Annotated in this window: 17 protein-coding genes and 1 pseudogene; 12 read left to right on the forward strand and 6 right to left on the reverse strand. The window is 62.1% G+C overall.

Annotated features, from left to right (window positions below; all coding sequences use genetic code 11):
* Positions 1 to 145 precede the first annotated feature (145 nt).
* The 12 genes and pseudogenes from ubiE to ACVWVP_RS07765 all read left to right on the forward strand — a co-directional run bounded on the left by ubiE (position 146) and on the right by ACVWVP_RS07765 (position 10324).
* Positions 146 to 916, forward strand: coding sequence for a bifunctional demethylmenaquinone methyltransferase/2-methoxy-6-polyprenyl-1,4-benzoquinol methylase UbiE (ubiE, locus tag ACVWVP_RS07710; RefSeq protein ID WP_060754560.1), 771 nt, complete (start codon positions 146 to 148; stop codon positions 914 to 916).
* A complete protein-coding gene (locus tag ACVWVP_RS07715) occupies positions 916 to 1539 on the forward strand; it encodes a ubiquinone biosynthesis accessory factor UbiJ (protein WP_259172735.1) in 624 nt (207 codons plus the stop codon). Before ubiE ends, ACVWVP_RS07715 begins: the two co-directional genes overlap by 1 nt.
* Complete coding sequence (ubiB, locus tag ACVWVP_RS07720) at positions 1536 to 3140, forward strand: ubiquinone biosynthesis regulatory protein kinase UbiB (RefSeq protein ID WP_457405088.1); 1605 nt, start codon at positions 1536 to 1538, stop codon at positions 3138 to 3140. Before ACVWVP_RS07715 ends, ubiB begins: the two co-directional genes overlap by 4 nt.
* A 41-nt stretch (positions 3141 to 3181) precedes the next feature.
* Positions 3182 to 3574, forward strand: a complete 393-nt coding sequence (hisI, locus tag ACVWVP_RS07725; RefSeq protein WP_178918579.1) for a phosphoribosyl-AMP cyclohydrolase — start codon at positions 3182 to 3184, stop codon at positions 3572 to 3574.
* Positions 3575 to 3576: 2 nt separating this feature from the next.
* The gene (locus ACVWVP_RS07730) at positions 3577 to 3909 is read left to right on the forward strand and encodes a phosphoribosyl-ATP diphosphatase (protein WP_003209299.1); all 333 of its coding nucleotides are present in this window, start codon (positions 3577 to 3579) and stop codon (positions 3907 to 3909) included.
* A gap of 25 nt (positions 3910 to 3934) precedes the next feature.
* Positions 3935 to 4213, forward strand: coding sequence for a twin-arginine translocase TatA/TatE family subunit (locus ACVWVP_RS07735; protein ID WP_003171180.1), 279 nt, complete (start codon positions 3935 to 3937; stop codon positions 4211 to 4213).
* Between the two features lie 10 nt (positions 4214 to 4223).
* Positions 4224 to 4655: a Sec-independent protein translocase protein TatB gene (gene tatB / locus ACVWVP_RS07740; RefSeq protein ID WP_178918578.1), complete on the forward strand. Its 432-nt coding sequence runs from the start codon at positions 4224 to 4226 to the stop codon at positions 4653 to 4655.
* Positions 4652 to 5443: a twin-arginine translocase subunit TatC gene (tatC, locus tag ACVWVP_RS07745; RefSeq protein WP_176997247.1), complete on the forward strand. Its 792-nt coding sequence runs from the start codon at positions 4652 to 4654 to the stop codon at positions 5441 to 5443. Before tatB ends, tatC begins: the two co-directional genes overlap by 4 nt.
* Positions 5440 to 6147, forward strand: coding sequence for a 16S rRNA (uracil(1498)-N(3))-methyltransferase (locus ACVWVP_RS07750; protein ID WP_178918577.1), 708 nt, complete (start codon positions 5440 to 5442; stop codon positions 6145 to 6147). Before tatC ends, ACVWVP_RS07750 begins: the two co-directional genes overlap by 4 nt.
* A gap of 204 nt (positions 6148 to 6351) precedes the next feature.
* Positions 6352 to 7410: pseudogene (locus tag ACVWVP_RS07755) on the forward strand (methyl-accepting chemotaxis protein); the annotation flags it as partial.
* A 144-nt stretch (positions 7411 to 7554) separates the two neighbouring features.
* Complete coding sequence (locus ACVWVP_RS07760; protein WP_405046574.1) at positions 7555 to 8268, forward strand: methyl-accepting chemotaxis protein; 714 nt, start codon at positions 7555 to 7557, stop codon at positions 8266 to 8268.
* A 148-nt stretch (positions 8269 to 8416) separates the two neighbouring features.
* Positions 8417 to 10324 carry a methyl-accepting chemotaxis protein gene (locus ACVWVP_RS07765; RefSeq protein WP_457405092.1) on the forward strand — a complete coding sequence of 636 codons (1908 nt, stop codon included), beginning with the start codon at positions 8417 to 8419 and terminating at the stop codon, positions 10322 to 10324.
* 3 nt (positions 10325 to 10327) lie between these two features.
* Here the strand turns inward: ACVWVP_RS07765 and ACVWVP_RS07770 are convergent, their stop codons facing one another.
* The 6 genes from ACVWVP_RS07770 to ACVWVP_RS07795 form a co-directional block, all read right to left on the reverse strand.
* Complete coding sequence (locus ACVWVP_RS07770; protein ID WP_178918574.1) at positions 10328 to 11062, reverse strand: amino acid ABC transporter ATP-binding protein; 735 nt, start codon at positions 11060 to 11062, stop codon at positions 10328 to 10330.
* On the reverse strand, positions 11055 to 12014 hold the full coding sequence (locus ACVWVP_RS07775; protein ID WP_178918573.1) for an amino acid ABC transporter permease: 960 nt from the start codon (positions 12012 to 12014) through the stop codon (positions 11055 to 11057). Before ACVWVP_RS07775 ends, ACVWVP_RS07770 begins: the two co-directional genes overlap by 8 nt.
* A 181-nt stretch (positions 12015 to 12195) precedes the next feature.
* Positions 12196 to 12993, reverse strand: a complete 798-nt coding sequence (locus tag ACVWVP_RS07780) for a transporter substrate-binding domain-containing protein (RefSeq protein WP_060767882.1) — start codon at positions 12991 to 12993, stop codon at positions 12196 to 12198.
* Positions 12994 to 13212: 219 nt separating this feature from the next.
* A complete protein-coding gene (locus ACVWVP_RS07785; protein ID WP_457405095.1) occupies positions 13213 to 14013 on the reverse strand; it encodes a transporter substrate-binding domain-containing protein in 801 nt (266 codons plus the stop codon).
* A gap of 186 nt (positions 14014 to 14199) precedes the next feature.
* Positions 14200 to 16770 carry a glucans biosynthesis glucosyltransferase MdoH gene (gene mdoH / locus ACVWVP_RS07790; protein ID WP_259172741.1) on the reverse strand — a complete coding sequence of 857 codons (2571 nt, stop codon included), beginning with the start codon at positions 16768 to 16770 and terminating at the stop codon, positions 14200 to 14202.
* Positions 16763 to 18451, reverse strand: coding sequence for a glucan biosynthesis protein G (locus tag ACVWVP_RS07795; RefSeq protein ID WP_457405275.1), 1689 nt, complete (start codon positions 18449 to 18451; stop codon positions 16763 to 16765). The genes mdoH and ACVWVP_RS07795 overlap by 8 nt, the downstream gene beginning before the upstream one ends.
* Positions 18452 to 18752 lie beyond the last annotated feature (301 nt).

Here is an 18752-nt window from a genome sequence, read left to right on the forward strand (position 1 = left end):
TCTTTTATAACGGTATGGATACCTGCCATGCGGCAAAAGGTCTCGGTCGCCGCCTATCTTACCCCGATGGCTGTAGTGAGCCTTGCCAAGACAAAGCAGGTCGTGGGGATTATCATGTCCCGCATTCTCTTTTGGTGACAGCGATATGACTGACCAGCGCAAAGGCAGCGATGCCGAACCCACCACTCACTTCGGCTTCAAGAACGTTCCGGAAAGCCAGAAAGCGGAAAAAGTCGCTGAGGTGTTCCACTCCGTCGCGGCCAAGTACGACCTGATGAACGACGTGCTGTCGGGCGGCATGCACCGCCTGTGGAAGCGCTTCACTATCGAGCTGTCGGGTGTGCGCGCCGGCAACCGCGTGCTGGACATCGCCGGCGGCACGGGCGACCTGGCCGCCAAGTTTTCCAAGCTGGTGGGCCCTACCGGTCAGGTCGTGCTGGCAGACATCAACGGCTCGATGCTCAAGGTCGGTCGCGACCGCCTGCTGGATAAAGGCGTGGCCGGCAATATCGAGTTCGTCCAGGCCGACGCTGAGAAGCTGCCGTTCCCGGACAACCATTTCGATTGCGTGACCATTGCCTTCGGCCTGCGCAACGTGACCCACAAGGAAGACGCGATCCGCTCGATGCTGCGCGTGCTCAAGCCGGGCGGCCGCCTGTTGGTGCTGGAGTTCTCCAAGCCGACCAACGCGCTGATGTCCAAGGTCTACGACACCTACTCCTTCGCCTTCATGCCGCTGATGGGCAAGCTGATCACCAATGACGCCGAGAGCTACCGCTACCTGGCCGAATCGATCCGCATGCACCCCGACCAGGAAACCCTGAAGTCGATGATGGTAGAAGCCGGCTTCGACCGCGTGACCTACCACAACATGACCTCGGGCATCGTTGCCCTGCACCGCGGCATCAAGCCCTGATGCTGTTCGCAGGCCTTCTCGCCAGCGTCGAGCACGGTATCAACCGTGTGCTGCGCCTGGACAGCACCGCCCTGGCGCGGCTCGCGCACTTGAACGGCAAGATCATTGCCGTCGACTGCACGAGCCCCGCCTTGCAGCTGTTTATCCTGCCCAGCGATGAAGGCCTGCTGCTCGCCAGCGACTGGGCTGCCGACGCCGACTGCACCCTGCGTGCGCCAGCATCGAGCCTGCTGCACCTGGCCCTGAGCCGCAACAAGACTGCCATCCTGCACAGCGCCGAGGTGGAGCTCGAAGGTGACAGTTCGGTGCTGATGGACCTGGCCGCCGTGCTGCAAGACCTGGAACTGGACTGGGAATACGAACTGTCGCGCTGGATCGGCCCCGTGGCCACCCAGTTGATCAGCGGGCACCTGCGCAGCCGCACGCGCTGGTACCAACAAGGGTTCGCCAGCCTCAACCAGAACCTCGCCGAATACCTGAGCGAAGAATCGCGCACCCTGGTCGGAGAACGGGAAGCGCAAGCGCGCTTTCGTGAACTCGACAAGGCCAAAATCGACCTGGAACGCCTCGAGGCCCGCTTCGAACGCCTGAGCCGTTCCCTTGATCCAAGCGATAACGCATGAAGCTGCTCGCCGTCCGCCGTCTGTTTCGTATCCAGCGCGTCGTAATCCGCTACCGCCTCGATGACCTGCTGTTCGCCCTGCCCCTGCCGTGGTTCCTGCTGGCGGTGCGCTATGTGCTGCCGTGGCGCTGGTTCCCGCGCAAGCCGCTGGAGCTGAGCCGGGGCGCACGCCTGCGCCTGGCGCTGCAGGACCTGGGGCCGATCTTCATCAAGTTCGGGCAGATCCTCTCGACCCGCCGCGACCTGCTGCCCGAAGACATCGCCGACGAGCTGATGCTGCTGCAGGACCGCGTGCCGCCGTTCGATTCCCAGCAGTCGATGAAATTGATCGAAGAGCAATTGGGCAAGAAGATCAGTGACGTCTTCAGCCGCTTCGATGTCGACCCATTGGCTTCCGCCTCCGTGGCGCAGGTCCACGCCGCCCAGCTGAAAACCGGCGAAGAGGTAGTGGTGAAGGTGATTCGCCCGGGCCTCAAGCCGATCATCGGCCAGGACCTGGCATGGTTGTTCATCCTCGCCCGCGCCGCTGAGCGCTTCAGCGCCGATGCCCGCCTGCTGCACCCGGTGGACGTGGTCGCCGACTACGAAAAAACCATCTACGACGAACTCGACCTGCTGCGCGAAGCCGCCAACGCGAGCCAGCTCAAGCGCAACTTCGACGGTTCGCCGCTGCTGTACGTGCCCCAAGTGTATTGGGACTGGTGCCGCCCCAAGGTGCTGGTGATGGAGCGCATCTACGGCGTGCAAGTCACCGACCTCGCCACCCTGGCCGACCAACGCACCGACATGAAGATGCTTGCCGAGCGCGGCGTGGAGATCTTCTTCACCCAGGTGTTCCGCGACAGTTTCTTCCACGCCGACATGCACCCGGGCAACATCTTCGTCAGCACCGTGAACCCGTGGAGCCCGCAGTACATTGCAATCGACTGCGGCATCGTCGGCAGCCTGACCCCGGAAGACCAGGATTACCTGGCCCGCAACCTGTTCGCCTTCTTCAAGCGCGACTACCGTCGCGTGGCGCAGTTGCACATCGATTCGGGCTGGGTGCCGGCCGAAACCAAGCTCAACGAATTCGAAGCGGCGATCCGCACCGTGTGCGAGCCGATCTTTGAAAAACCGTTAAAAGATATTTCTTTCGGCCAGGTGTTGATGCGCCTGTTCCAGACCGCACGACGCTTCAACATGGAAGTGCAGCCGCAGTTGGTATTGCTGCAGAAAACCTTGCTGAACATCGAAGGCCTGGGCCGCCAGCTCTACCCGGACCTCGACCTGTGGAACACCGCCCAGCCGTTCCTCGAACGCTGGATGCGCGAGCGGGTCAGCCCGAAAACCCTGATCGGCAACCTGCACAGCCAGTTCGAACAGCTGCCGCACCTGGCCAACATGACCCGCGACCTGCTGGAGCGCATGTCCCAGCCCCACGCCAAGGACCCCGCGCCGCCGTGGCACCGTCGCAAGGACGACTGGTTCCTGCGCCTGCTGGGCGCCGCGCACCTGGTGGGTGGCGCAGTACTCGCCCTCGGCGGGCCGCTGAACGAATTGGGCCACTGGCCGGCCGGCATCATGGTCGCCGTGGGTGTTTATCTGATCGTGCGTCGATAGCCAATCCGGTTATACACTGTCGCAAATTGCCGGAGCCGAACATGAAAGACTGGCTGGACGAGATCAAGTGGGACAGTGACGGCCTGGTGCCGGCCATTGCCCAGGACTACAAGACCGGGCGCGTGCTGATGATGGCCTGGATGAACCGCGAGGCCCTGAGCCTTACCGCCGCTGAGCAGCGCGCCATCTACTGGTCACGCTCGCGTGGCAAACTGTGGCGCAAGGGCGAAGAGTCCGGGCACGTGCAGACCCTGCACGAGATGCGCCTGGACTGCGACGCCGACGTGGTGATCCTGATGGTCGAGCAGATCGGCGACATCGCTTGCCACACTGGCCGTCACAGCTGCTTCTATCGCGTGTTCGAAAACGGCGAATGGAAGACCGTCGAGCCGGTGCTCAAAGACCCGCACGCCATCTACTCGGCAGGACACTGAACATGAGCGATACCCTGAACCGCGTGGCCCAGGTGCTGGAAGACCGCAAAGGCGCGGACGCCGACAGCTCCTATGTCGCCAGCCTGTATCACAAGGGCTTGAACAAGATCCTGGAAAAGCTCGGCGAAGAATCCGTCGAGACCATCATCGCCGCCAAGGACGCGCAAATCAGCGGCGACTGCAGCGATGTGATCTACGAAACCGCTGATTTGTGGTTCCACAGCCTGGTCATGCTCGCCCAACTGGGGCAGCATCCGCAGGCAGTGCTGGATGAACTGGACCGTCGCTTCGGCTTGTCCGGGCATGCCGAAAAGGCCTCGCGCCCGTCCGCCTGAATAACTTTCACAGAGGAATTGCAGCATGGGCATTTTTGACTGGAAACACTGGATCGTCATTCTGGTGGTGGTGGTACTGGTGTTCGGCACCAAGAAACTCAAGAACCTGGGCACTGACGTGGGCGAGTCGATCAAGGGCTTCCGTAAAGCCATGAACGACGACGAGAAGCCTGCCGACCCGGCCGCCAACCCGGTTCCACCGGCGCAACCTGTGCACCCGCAGGCCACCCAGCCGATCACCGAGCGTCGTACTTTCGACGTGCAGGCTGAGAAAGTCGAAGAGCCGACCCGCAAAGACTCGTGAGCACTGACTAATGTTTGGTATCAGCTTCTCTGAACTGCTCCTCGTCGGCCTTGTTGCCCTGCTGGTGCTGGGGCCGGAACGCCTGCCCGGCGCCGCGCGCACGGCCGGCCTGTGGATCGGGCGCCTGAAACGCAGTTTCAACGCCATCAAACAGGAAGTTGAACGGGAAATCGGCGCCGACGAGATTCGTCGCCAACTGCACAACGAGCACATCCTTTCGTTGGAGCAGGAAGCGCGCAAGATTCTCTCCCCGGTGCAGGAGCCTGCCAAACCGGCCGAACCTGTGGCCGAGCAAAGCATCGCGCCGCCGCCCGTAGCCCAGGTGCCACCCGTGGTGGAACCCGCCCCGGCACCGGCCGCCCACAGCCCCACTGAGCCTGCGCCGGCGCCCGTCGCGGCGCCCGCTCCCCATGACCCTACATTGCCGCCGCGAGCCCCATGAGCGCTGATAAACCGGAAAACGACCAGCACATGCCGCTGGTCTCGCACCTCACCGAGCTGCGTACCCGCCTGCTGCGCTGTGTAGCGGCGATCTTCATCATCTTTGCCGGGCTGTTCGCCTTTACCCAGCAGATCTACACCTTCGTCTCCACGCCGTTACGCCAGTACCTGCCGGCTGGCGCGACGATGATCGCCACCGACGTGTCCTCGCCGTTCCTCACGCCGTTGAAGCTGACCATGATGGTGTCGCTGTTCCTGGCGATCCCGGTGATCCTGCACCAGATCTGGGGCTTTATCGCGCCGGGCCTGTACAAGCATGAGAAGCGCATCGCGGTGCCGCTGCTGGTGTCGAGCATCCTGCTGTTCTACACCGGCATGGCGTTCGCCTACTTCCTGGTGTTCCCGTTGATCTTCAAGTTCTTCGCCGCGGCCACCCCGGCCGGCGTGGAAATGATGACCGACATCACCAGCTACCTCGACTTCGTGATGACGCTGTTCTTCGCCTTTGGCGTGGCCTTCGAAATCCCCGTGGCCGTGGTGCTGCTGGTGTGGATCGGCGTGGTCGACGTCAAGTACCTGAAGAAGATCCGCCCGTACGTGATCATCGGCTGCTTCGTGGTCGGCATGATCCTCACGCCGCCGGACATCTTCTCGCAGACGTTGCTGGCCGTGCCGATGTGGATGCTGTTCGAGATCGGCATCCTGTTCGGCAGCCTGATCAGCAAGCGTGGCGACCACCCGGATGACCAGCCTGCCGACGACGACCAGCCGCCAGCGACCCAGCCGTGAACCTGCTGTTACTGGAAGAGGCCGACTTCATTGCGGCCGACCGTGTGGTGCTGCGTGACCGGCGCCTGGTGCACATGCAGGAAGTCCACCGTGCGGCCGTCGGCGACAGCCTGCGCGTCGGCCGCATTGGCGGGTTGATGGGCAATGCCCAGTTGCTGCGCCTGGACGCCGGCGAAGCCGAACTGCAAGTGAGCTTCGACCAACCGCCGCCCGCCAAACTGCCCTTGACCCTGCTGCTGGCCCTGCCGCGCCCGAAGATGCTGCGTCGGGTGCTGCAGACCGTGGCCGCCATGGGCGTGCCGAAAGTGGTGCTGGTCAACAGCTATCGCGTCGAGAAGAGCTTCTGGCAGACCCCGTTCCTGGAGCCCGAGGCGATCCGTGAGCAACTGATCCTCGGCCTGGAACAGGCACGCGACACGGTGCTGCCCGAGATCATCATCGAAAAGCGCTTCAAGCCGTTCGTCGAGGACCGCCTGCCGGCCATGGCCGAAGGCACCCTGGGGCTGATCGGCCACCCGGGCGACTACCCGGCGTGCCCGCGTGGGCTGGACGAGCCGGTCACCCTGGCCATCGGCCCGGAAGGCGGATGGATCCCCTACGAAGTCGACCTGCTGGCCAAGGCCGGCCTGCAACCGGTGCAGCTTGGCGCACGCATCCTGCGCGTCGAAACCGCCGTCACCGCCCTGCTCGCCCGCCTCTTCTAACCACCCATCGAACCCTGTGGGAGCCAGCTTGTGTGGGAGCTGGCTTGCCTGCGATAGCGGTGTATCAGCCAGCCGACCTGTGACTGATGCACCGCTATCGCGGGCAAGCCCGCTCCCACAGTGAATCTCTGTCGCTACAGAATCTTCCTACGCAGCCGATAACCTTTGAATAAGTCCAAGCCTTGTTCCAAAGGAGATTGCAGCATGTATCGTCTGTTAGCCGAAAAACTGGGGAATGTGAGCGTCAATCGAAAGCTGGCCATTGGCTTTGGCTTGGTGTTGATCCTGACGCTGTTGATCACCTTCACCGGTTGGACCGGCCTGGGCGATGTGACCAGTCGCGGCGATAAACTGGGCTTTATCTCCAGCCTCAACGGCCTGACCAAGGACCTGCGCCTGGCGCGCCTGGACTTCGAGACCCGTCGCGGCGAGCAAGGCACAGGCGCCGTCAACGACCTGATAGCCAAGCTGGACAGCGGCCTGAAAACCGCCGAAACCCTGATCGAGCAACCCGACGACAAGGCTCTGGTTGAACAGCAACTGGACGCCCTCAACCAATACAAAAAAGCCTTCGGCGCCATGGTGCAGGCCGGCCTCAAGCGTGAAGGCGCACGCAGCAAGCTCGGTGACACCGCCGACAACGCCGTGGCCAAGATCAACGAGATTGAAAAAGCCCTGTTGCAAGGCGACAGCGTCACCCAGTTCAATAGCGTGGTCGACCTGAGCAAGTTGATCCAGCAATCGCGCTTCCAGGTCCGCGGCTACACCTACAGCGGCAAGACCGACGCTGAACAGCCCGCGCTCGACGCCATCGACAACGCCCTGAAGAAAATCACTGAGCTGCAAGGCCAATTGCCCGAGCCGTACCAGGCCAACCTGCAAGAGGCCGGTGTGTCGTTGCAGGCCTACCGTGCCGCCGTCAGCCAATACCGTGATTCTCAAACAGCCAGCGCAGCCGCCTTGGTCGTCATGACCGCCCAGGGCGATATCCTGTTGGGCAACAGCGACAAACTCACCGTCTCCCAAACCGTGGTGCGTGATACCGATGCTGCGCAGGCCAAGAACCTGTTGCTGCTGGCGACCGCCCTGGCGCTGATCTTCGGCATGGTCGCCGCCTGGGCCATCACCCGTCAGATCGTCATCCCGCTGAACCAGACCCTCAAGGTCGCCGAGCAGGTCGCCTCGGGCGACCTGAGTCACAACCTCAACTCGCTGCGCCAGGACGAACTCGGCCAGTTGCAACGCGCCATGCAAAGCATGACCGTAGGCCTGCGCGAATTGATCGGCGGCATCAGCGACGGCGTCACCCAGATCGCCAGCGCCGCCGAGCAACTGTCGGCCGTGACGGAGCAGACCAGCGCCGGGGTCAACAGCCAGAAGGTCGAGACCGACCAGGTGGCCACCGCCATGAACGAAATGGCCGCCACCGTGCAAGAAGTGGCGCGTAACGCCGAGGAGGCCTCCGAAGCCGCCGTGGCCGCCGATCAGCAGGCCCGTGAAGGCGACAAGGTGGTCGGCGAAGCCATCGCCCAGATCGAACGCCTGGCCACCGAGGTGGGCCATTCCACCGAGGCCATGGGCCACCTGCAGCGTGAAAGCGACAAGATCGGCAGCGTGCTCGACGTGATCAAGTCAGTAGCCCAGCAAACCAACCTGCTGGCCCTCAACGCAGCGATTGAAGCCGCTCGTGCCGGTGAGGCGGGGCGAGGCTTCGCCGTGGTGGCCGACGAGGTGCGCAGCCTCGCACAACGCACCCAGAAGTCCACCGAAGAGATCGAGGAGCTGATCGTCGGCCTGCAAAGCGGCACCCAGCAGGTGGCAACGATAATGGACAACAGCCGCGGCCTCACCGACAGCAGCGTCGAACTGACCCGCCGTGCCGGCGATGCGCTGGGCAATATCACCCGTACGGTCTCGACCATCCAGGCGATGAACTCGCAGATCGCCACCGCCGCCGAGCAACAAAGCGCCGTGGCCGAAGAGATCAACCGCAGCGTGTTGAATGTGCGCGACGTGTCTGAGCAAACCTCGTCAGCCAGCGAGGAGACCGCAGCGTCGAGCGCCGAGCTCGCGCGCCTGGGCATCTACCTGCAAACCCTGGTCGGACGCTTCCGCGTCTGACCCGCTGTACGCGGCGACCGCTCCCGGCCGCCGCGTGCCAGCAACTTGTGAAATCTCCTACGCGCTTATCATCCCGCCATGCCCCCCGCCCGCCCTCGAATCGAATTAGCGTCAGCACTGAACGCTTTGCCTGATTCGGAGGCTCCCCATGTTTCGTCGGCTGACCCGCCTGCTGGGCAATGCCAGTGTCACGCTCAAACTGATCCTGGGCTTTGGCCAGGTGCTGATCCTCAGCCTTATCATCGCGATCACCGGTTGGCAGGCGCTGAGCGCTGCGCTTGACCGCTCAGGCAACCTGACCGTGCTGGGCAAGCTGACCGCCGTTGCGCAGGCCATGCGGGCCGATCGCATCGTGTATCGCACCCTCACCGATACGGCCAGCCTGGACAAAATGCACCGCCAGATCGAAACGATCGACCAGCAACTGGCCTATCTCTCCAGCCGACTCAAAGACCCGGACGACCTGTCACGCGCGCAACAAGCCATTGAGCTGGTCAATGCATTCAAAACCGCGCTGACACAACTGCCGCCCTTGATCGAACATCGAGAGAACACCCGCAGCCCGGTGCAAAAAACTGCGCTCCAGGCCAGCGACACGTTGGCCCAACTGGCCAGCGAATTGCCCGACCAGCACGATCAGACCGCCTTGGACGCCATCGAGAACCTGCGCCAGGCCATCGCCCAGGCCGAGCAACGCGCCCAACGCCCGGCCTGGTCCGCCGAATCGTTGCAAGCTTACGCACACAGCATCAGCCAGACCCTCGACGCCCTGGAAACGGCGCTGGCTGCAGTGACTGCGCTTCCTGTGGACGCCACGGTGCTCAAGGTGGACCTGGCGGCGTACCGCGCGCAACTCACCGCGCTCAAGGACGCCCAGCTCAGCACCGAAGCCGTGCAAAATCGCTTCGAGCAGCAGCTCAACAGACTGCTTGAGCAGAGCGAGCAATTGAGCCAGGACCAAGTGCTCAAGGGCGACAATGACGCACGCCAGACACACACGCTGCTGGTGTGCATCACCCTCGCGGCCTTGGTGCTGGGCAGCCTTGCTGCGTGGTGGATCGCCCGGCAAATCGTGGTGCCGCTGCGTAAAACCCTGGCCGCGGCCAACCGCATCGCCGACGGCGACCTGAGCCATACCCTTCAAGACGAGCGCCGTGATGAGCTCGGCCAACTGCAACAGAGCATCGCCCAGATGACCCAGAACCTGCGCAGCCTGATCAGTGGTATCGGCGACAGCGCCCGGCAAGTCGCGAGTGCTGCCACACAGTTGTCGACGGCGGCCGAGCAGACGCGTGCCGGGATCAACAACCAGCGCGACGAAACCGATCAGGTCGCCACGGCAATGAACCAGATGCTCGCCACCGCCCAGGAAGTCGCTCGGCATGCCGAACACGCCTCGACGGCGGCCACTGAGGCCGACAGGCAAGCTGGCACCGGCGACAAGGTGGTAACCCTGGCCATTGAGCAAATCGGTCAATTGGCCAGCGAAATGGCACGCTCCGGCCGCGCGATGCTGGCACTGCAACAAGAAAGCCAGAAGATCGGCAGCGTGCTGGACGTGATCAAGTCCGTGTCCCAGCAGACCAACCTGCTGGCCCTGAATGCCGCCATTGAAGCCGCGCGGGCCGGGCCGGCGGGCGAAGGGTTTGCGGTGGTGGCCGACGAGGTGCGCAGCCTGGCGCAGCGCACCCAGGAATCAGCCGAAGAGATCGAAGGGTTGATCCTGAGGCTGCACACGGGCACCCAGCAAGTCGCCGACATGATAGACAACGGCCGAAGCCTGACCGACTGCAGCGTGGGCCTGACCCGCGACGCGGGAGACGCCCTGGCCGCCATCGCCCGCACGGTGTCGGTCATCCAGGAAATGAACCCGCAGATCGCCGCTGCCGCCGAAGAGCAAAGCCTGGTGGCCGAGGACATCAATCGCAGCGTATTGAAGGTCAAGCAGGTGTCGGAACAGACAGCCGCCGCCAGCGACGAAACAGCCGCAGCCAGTACCCAGCTGACACAACTGAGCCTGAACCTGCAGACACTGGTCGGCAAGTTCAGGCTCTGAAGATCACAACACCTGGCGCAAAAATGCCTGGGCGCGTGGGTCTTTCGGCGCGTCGAAGAACTCGGCCGGGGCGGCGTCTTCGAGCAGCTTGCCATGGTCGAAGAACAGCACCCGGTCGGCCACTTCGCGGGCAAAGCCCATTTCATGGGTGACGCAGACCATGGTCATGCCTTCCAGGGCCAGGGTCTTCATCACGTCCAGGACTTCACCGACCATTTCTGGGTCCAGCGCCGAGGTGGGTTCGTCAAACAGCATCACCTTGGGGTCCATCGCCAGGGCCCGAGCAATGGCCACCCGTTGCTGCTGACCGCCAGAGAGGCGCGACGGAAACTCGTTGGCCTTCTGTGCGATGCCGACCTTTTCCAACAGGGCCAGGGCCTTGGCTTCGCGTTCTTTCTTGCTGCGCTTGCGCACGACCTTCTGGGCCAGGCACAGGTTTTCCAGCACAGTCATGTGGGGGAACAGGTTGAAATGCTGGAACACCATGCCGACTTCGCGGCGGTAGGCATTCACATCGGTCTTTGGGTCGGCCAGTTGCAGGCCGTCGATGCTCACCGAGCCCGAGTCGAATTCCTCCAGGCCATTGAGGCAGCGCAGGAATGTGGACTTACCGGAACCCGACGGGCCGATCACCACCAGCACTTCGCCCTTGGCCACTTGGGTGCTCACGTTGTCCACCGCGCGCACCACCTGCCCACGGGTGTCGAAGACTTTTACCAGATCGCGGACTTCAATCACTTTGCGCGAGCCTCCGCTCAAGCCGGCTGGCCATTTTCGACAGCGGCAGGTTGATCAGCAGGTACAGGCCTGCCACACAGAACAGGATTTCAAACGGCGAAAACGAGGTGGTGATCACTTCGCGGCCGCTCTTGAGCAGTTCGGTAATCGCGATCACCGAGACCAGCGAGGTGTCCTTCACCAGGCTGATAAATTGCCCGGCCAGGGGCGGCAACACGCGTTTGAAGGCTTGCGGCAACACCACATGGCGCATCGACTGGCTGGCACTCAGGCCCAGGGAACGAGCAGCTTCGTTCTGGCCACGGGTGATGGACTGCACGCCGGCCCGCACGATTTCCGCCACATAGGCACCGGTGAACAGCGACAGCGCCGCGATGCCGGCAAACTCCCGGGACAGGTTGAGCACCGTGCCGATAAAGAAATAGAAAATGAAGATCTGCACCAGCAGCGGCGTACCCCGCACCAGTTCGACGTAGATCGTCGACAGATCGCGCAACGTGGGGTTGCTGGACAAGCGGCACAGGCCGGTCGCCAAGCCGATCACCAGGCCCAGGATGCCGGACACCACCGACAACCACAGCGTGGTCCACAAACCCCACATCAACGGCCCCAGCGCCCACTGCCGGGTCACGCCGATCACGTCGCCTTCGGCCACGTCATCGCCGCGTGCCACTTGCAGGCTGTTGTCGGCAACGGTGAGCTTTTGCTCGGCGCCCGCGTCGTTGCGCAGGGTGACTTCAGCCACATCGCCTTTGCGCACCAGCTCAACCACTGTGGAGATGTCGGCCGCGCGTTGGGACGTTTCAGCCTGATAGGCGAAGTACTGCGGTACGCGGTTCCAGCGCCACTCGTAGGACATCAGCGACGTGGCGTAGTACAAGGCGCCAGCCAGGCCGACCAGCACGACCACGGTCAGCAGGTGCCAGGGCCATTGGGCTTTTTTCTGTTTCATTACTCAACATCCAAAAAAGTCTAAGGCAAGCGCCTTTGTGTAGTGAGCGGGCTTGCCCCGCGCTGGGTGGCGAAGACGCCCTAAGACCAGACGCCGCGGTATTTCAGAAAGGCCGAGGTGTATGGATTTGGGGCGGCTTCGCCACCCAGCGCGGGGCAAGCCCGCTCACTACAAACCAGCCTTATTCCATGTCCTTGAGCCACTCGGAGCTCTTGAACCACTTGTCATGGATGCGATCGTAGGTGCCGTCGTTGCGGATCTGGTGCAGGAAGTTGTTGATGAAGTTGATGCTGTCGTAATCGCCTTTTTTCAGGCCGAACGCCAGGGGTTCGAAGGTGAAGGGTTCTTCGAGGAACACCAGCTTGCCGTTACCGACCTTTTTCTCGGCAACCACGTTGTACGGCGCGTCATACACAAAGGCATCAGCCTTGCCGTTGACCACGTCCAGTACGCCTTCCTGTTCGTTGTCGTAGCCGTGGTACTTGGCCTTGGAGATCAGCTTCTTGGCAACCATCTCGCCGGTGGTGCCGAGCTTGGAGGTCAGGCGGTATTTCTCGTCGTTCAGGTCTTTGTAGGACTTGATAGTGCCTTCCAGGTCCTTGCGGATCAGCAGGGTCTGGCCCACCACGATGAAGGGTTCGCTGAAGTTCAGGCGCAGGTTGCGTTCCTGGGTCAGGGTCATGCCGCTGCCGATCATGTCGAACTTGCCGGTCAGGAAGGCCGGGATGATGCCGTCGTAACCGGTAGACACCAGCTCCAGCTTGACGCCCATGGACTTGGCCATGGCCTTGAGGATGTCGACTTCGAAGCCGATGATTTCACCGCGTTTGTCTGTCATTTCGAACGGCATGTAGGTCGGGTCCATACCGACTTTCAGCGTGCCGCGCTTGACTGCATCATCGATGGCGCCGGCCTGGGCCGCAGTGGCGGCAACCAATGCGGTGACGCCAAGCATCAGCATCGAAAGATACTTTTTCATCATCAAGTCCCCTGAACGATTCTTGTAAGGTCGGCGCATAAAAAGGGCTGCACCATTTCGGGGTGCGATCCTAACCCACTCGCCTCCCGTCACAAAGGTTTCACGGGTATTTGTTATCCGCGTATGTCGGAAAAGCCCCACAACGGTGCAGCGCAACGCAGATGTAGACGTGTTGCCGAACCGATCCTGCAAGCAATTGATGTGTAAGCAGTTATGACTTCAGTCGATTTCCGTCATCCAGTCGGTCTCCCTGAACCACTTGTCGTGCAACCGATCGTAGGTCCCATCCTGGGCCACTTGGTTGAGGAAATGGTTGATCCAGTTGACGCTGTCGTAATCGCCTTTTTTCAAGCCAAAAGCCAGCGGCTCGAAGGTGAAGGGCTGTTCAAGGGACAGCAGCGCGCTGTTTTCCGGCCTGGCCAGCGCGATCAGGTTGTAGGGGGCGTCGTGGATAAAAGCATCGGCCTTGCCCTCCACCACCTGCCTGACGCCGTCTTCCGGGTTCGCGAAACGGGTCACTTGTGCGGCCCCCAGGAATCGTCGCGCCGCCAACTCCCCCGTGGTGCCTTCGCTGACAGCGATGCGATAACCGGCTTCATCAAGGTCTTCTACGCTACCGACCCGACCGGCAACGCTGGGGTGCAGCAGTACGGTCTGGCCCACCACGATGAAGGAGTCGCTGAAGTTAAGCTTCAGGTTGCGCTCTTGGGTGACAGTCATGCCGCTGCCGATCAGGTCGAACTTCTTCGCCGCCAATCCCGGCAGCAGGTCGCCATAAGGCACGGCCACCAATTCAAGCTCAACACCCAGCGCCTGGCTCATGGCCTGGAGCAGATCGATCTCAAAGCCCACGATCTGCCCGTGTTTATCGATCATTTCGAAAGGCATGTAGGTGGGTGTGGTACCGACTTTCAGCACACCGCGCCGAACGGCGTCATCGATGGCCCCCGCCTGCGCAAGGCCCACCTGGATCAACGCGATAGCGCCGATCAACCATACCGAACAATACCTGTTGATCATGAATCCCCCCGTAGCCGAATCAAATTTCGGGGGCGATCCTAACCCAGCCACGGGCACGACAATACGCCCTGATCCGGGGACTTTTGTTTCGAAATAACAAGGAGTTAGCGCCAACAGGAAGCGGCAGGAAACGCTGTAGGACCCGCGCTCAAAGCGCCCCCGAGAGGAACCCCGGGGGCGTCTGAATCAGGCCGTCTGGGCCTGCGGTGACTGCGGTTGCAGGGGCAGCAACGGCGCGTGCGGATCAGCCTTGATCGACTGACGCCATGCGCCGAGCCACTCGGCATGCCCTTCGCTCCACACCTGCTCGTGCAGGCGGCCCAAGGCGACCGGGTCGCTGAGCAAGGCCAGGCGTTCACCGTTGTTGAGGCCGGCCGGGCCGACTTTCAACGCGTGACGAACGCGCTCCAGGCGCAGGTACTCGATCGGCTCCGCCTCGCGGTGACGCGAAGTCGCCAAAGCACAGGCCAAGGCGTTCTGCTGCGGGTCGACCACTGAACGAATAAAGCCGTCGTTGAGCGCATGCCAACGGTTTTCGTGGGTGTACTTCTCGGTCGACAGCAGGGCTTGCGGCGGGTTGTATTCCTCAGGGATCAGGAACAGGCTCTCGTCGCGGGACTTGAGGCCCAGCTTGACCCGGCTGGAAATCACCGACACCGGAATCGACAGCATCAGCGAGCCGACAATCGGGATCAGCCACCACAGGAAGCTCGGGTTCAACCACACCACCAGCAGCGCCCAGAGGAAGCCCAGCACGGTCTGTGGGCCGTGACGCTTGACCGCCTCGCCCCACGGAGTGGAGTCATCGTCACGCTGCGGCGAATTCCAGGTCGCGGCCCAGCCGAGGAACGCGGCGAGCACGAAACGGGTGTGGAAGATCATCCGCACCGGTGCCAGCAGCATGGAGAACAGCATCTCCAGCAGCATCGACAAAGTGACTTTGAACTTGCCGCCGAACTCTTTGGCGCCCTTGGCCCAGATCAGGATGATGCTCAGCAACTTGGGCAGGAACAGCAGCACGATAGTGGTGGAGAACAGCGCCACCGCCTTGTCCGGGTGCCATTGCGGCCACAGCGGGTACAACTGGCGCGGGGCCATGAAGTACTGCGGCTCCATCAGGGTGTTCACCGCCAGCAGCGCGGTGGACAACACCAGGAAGAAGAACCACAACGGCGCCGACAGGTAGGACATCACGCCAGTCAGGAACACCGCGCGGTGCACCGGGTGCATGCCCTTGACCAGGAACAGGCGGAAGTTCATCAGGTTACCGTGGCACCAGCGGCGGTCACGCTTGAGTTCGTCCAGCAGGTTCGGCGGCAGTTCTTCGTAGCTGCCCGGCAGGTCGTAGGCAATCCACACGCCCCAGCCGGCACGGCGCATCAGCGCGGCTTCAACGAAGTCGTGGGAAAGGATCGCACCGGCAAACGCACCTTTGCCCGGCAACGGCGCCAAGGCGCAGTGCTCGATGAACGGCTTCATGCGGATGATTGCGTTGTGACCCCAGTAGTGGGATTCACCCAGTTGCCAGAAGTGCAGGCCGGCAGTGAACAGCGGGCCATACACACGGGTGGCGAACTGCTGCATGCGCGCATACAGGGTGTCCATACCCGACGCACGGGGCGCGGTCTGGATAATCCCGGCATCCGGCGTGGCTTCCATCAGGCGCACCAGGCTGGTGAGGCATTCGCCGCTCATGACGCTGTCGGCGTCGAGCACCACCATGTACTTGTATTCACCGCCCCAACGACGGCAGAAGTCGTCGAGGTTGCCGCTCTTGCGTTTCACACGACGGCGACGGCGGCGATAGAAGATCTTGCCGAAACCACCGGCTTCGCGGCATACGTCGAGCCAGGCTTGCTGTTCGGCGATGCAGATGTCGGCGTCGTTACTGTCGCTGAGCACGAAGAAGTCGAAACGGTCCAGGTCGCCTGTGGCGGCCACCGATTCGAAGGTTGCACGCAAACCGGCGAATACCCGGGGTACGTCTTCGTTACAGATCGGCATCACCAGCGCGGTACGGGCGTCTTTCGGAATCGGCTCGTCACCGGCACTTTTACCGGAGATCCGGTATTTATCGTGACCGGTCAGCAGTTCCAGGAAGCCCATCAGCGCAGTCCAGAAACCGGCCGACACCCAGCAGAATAGGATCCCGAACATGATCAGGATGCTGGTTTGCAGGGCGTAAGGCAGCACCTGGGTAGCGGTTTGCAGCAGGGTCTGGTTACGGATCTCGTCGAAGTCGACCAGCGACCAGCCCTGGTACGGCATGATGCCCTTCATATACCAGCCGGCCACAATGGTCTGGCCGAGCATCAGGATCAGCAGGATGTAACGGCGGATCGACCCCACGGTGCGCCAGCGCGCAGCCGGCAGCACACGCTCGTCTTTCGGCGGTTTGGGCGGGTTGGTGCGACCGGTCAGTCGGCGCCAGCCGCGCACCAGGATATTGGTGCGCCATGGCTCGGGCACCACCTTGGTCCGACGGATCGGCGGCGTGGCCTTCAGGCACACCCGGCCACTGGCATCGAGCGCCAGCATTTCAGCGTCTTGCAGCTCTTCGGCGGTGCTGAGGGTCAGGCGCGTGCCCACCGACGCTTGCGCAGCGTCGGTCGGTGCGTCGAAAGTCTTGGACGACAGGCGTTCATGCAGCTCGCTGAAGGACGTGCAGCCCGCCAGTTCGGCGCGCTGCTCGGCGGTCATCGGGAGGTGCGCCAGGTACTCGGACAGAGTCTCTGGCGTGGCTTGAGAATTACTCATCGGCAGGCAACTGATAGCTCCAGGTCTCGGTCAGGACTTGTTCGGTCTTTTCCGGCTCCGGTGTGGCTGGGGCAGCTTCTGGCTGCTTGGCGTCCTTGTCTTTTGCATCTTTGGCGTCTTTCTTGGCCTGTTTCTCGTGTTGCTTGGCCAGGACCTTGTCGGCCTTGAGCACTTGGGTCGAGACCTTCTCAGGCTCCGGCTTCACGATATCCTGGACCAGGGCCGCACGCATCTCGGTCGGCTTGCCGGCGTCCTTGATCTTCATGCGCAGGGTCAGGCGCCAGCCTTTGGTGTGCTCGTTGTAGCGCACGCTGTTTTCAACGACTTCGGCGTTATCACCCACGCTGACCTGGCTGCGTACCGGGGCGTCCGATGGCAAGGCCTTGAGGGACGGGCCCTCGAAGTCCACCAGGTAGGCCACGCTGCCGTCAGGCTGGCGGATCAGGTTGGATTGCTTCACGTCACCGGTGGAACGCAGGGTCTGCTTGACCCAGGCGCTGTCGGCCGGGTGCAGGGCTTTTTCGTCCATGGTCCAGTGCAGGCGGTAGCTGACATCCAGCGGCTCGCCGACTTTCGGCAGCTCGGCCGGGCTCCAGAACGCAACGATGTTGTCGTTGGTTTCATCGGCGGTCGGGATCTCTACCAGGTCGACGGAACCCTTGCCCCAGTCGCCTTCAGGCTCGATCCAGGCGCTCGGGCGCTTGTCGTAGTTGTCGTCGAGGTCTTCGTAGTGGCTGAAGTCGCGACCCCGTTGCAACAGGCCGAATCCACGCGGGTTTTCCACGCTGAAATTGCTGACCGACAGGTGTTTAGGGTTGTTCAGGGGGCGCCAGATCCACTCGCCGTTGCCGGCATGGATCGACAGGCCGCTGGAATCATGCAGCTCGCGACGGTAGTTGAGGACCTTGGACGGCTGGTTCGCGCCGAACAGGTACATGCTGGTCAACGGGGCAACGCCCAGCTTGCTGACCTTGTCGCGCAGGAACATCTGGGATTTGACGTCGACGATGGTGTCGCTGCCCGGACGCAGGGTCAGGCGGTAGGCGCCCGTGGCCCGTGGCGAATCCAGCAGGGCGAAGATCACCAGCTGCTTCTCACCCGGTTTCGGACGCTCGATCCAGAATTCGGTGAAACGCGGGAATTCTTCGCCGGACGGCAATGCCGTGTCGATCGCCATGCCCCGTGCGGACAGGCCATAGGACTGGCCCTTGCCCACGACGCGGAAGTAGCTGGCACCGAGCATGGTCATGATTTCGTCTTGCTTGTCGGCCTTGTTGATCGGGTACAGCACACGAAAGCCGGCGTAACCCAGCTGCTCGGTGGCTTTAGGATCGAACTTCACGTCTCCGAAATCGAAGCGAGTCGGGTCGTACTTGATTTCCTGGACGCTGTCGGCGGTGACTTCGTTGATCTTCACCGGCGTGTCGAAGTGCATGCCCTGGTGATAGAAGGACAGCTTGAACGGCGTGTTCTGATCGGCCCACTCGGCTTTTTCGTTGCGGAAACGAATCTTCTGGTAGTCAGCGAATTTCATTTCGCGGAATTCGTTCGGCAGATTGCTGCGCGGAGCTTCGTATTTCTGCCCGGCCAGCTCTTTTGCCTTGGCCGACACATCATCCAGACTGAATGCCCACAGTTGACCCGCGCCGAACAGGCAAAACAGGGCGGAGCCCGTCACCAGTGCGTTTCGTAACCGTTTGGCAGACAATTTTGGTGCATTACAGGGACTAACAATCACGAGCAACCCTCGCCGAAAACAGATCAAAAAACCAACGGCCAGCTATCTATATGCCAGGTTGGCGAGCATTGTTCCGACTCCCCTGGGGCAAAATGATTCCCCATTGGCTATCGGACAAGTCTCTACCTAAGTCAAAAATGGACCAAACAACGCTGATCCCCGTAGCGCGCGATTATCTAGTAGCCCGCGAAACAACGCATCAGGGACAACGAAGTATTTGTAGCGAAACCCTGCGTTTTTAGGC

This window comes from Pseudomonas sp. TE24901 (assembly GCF_054058375.1).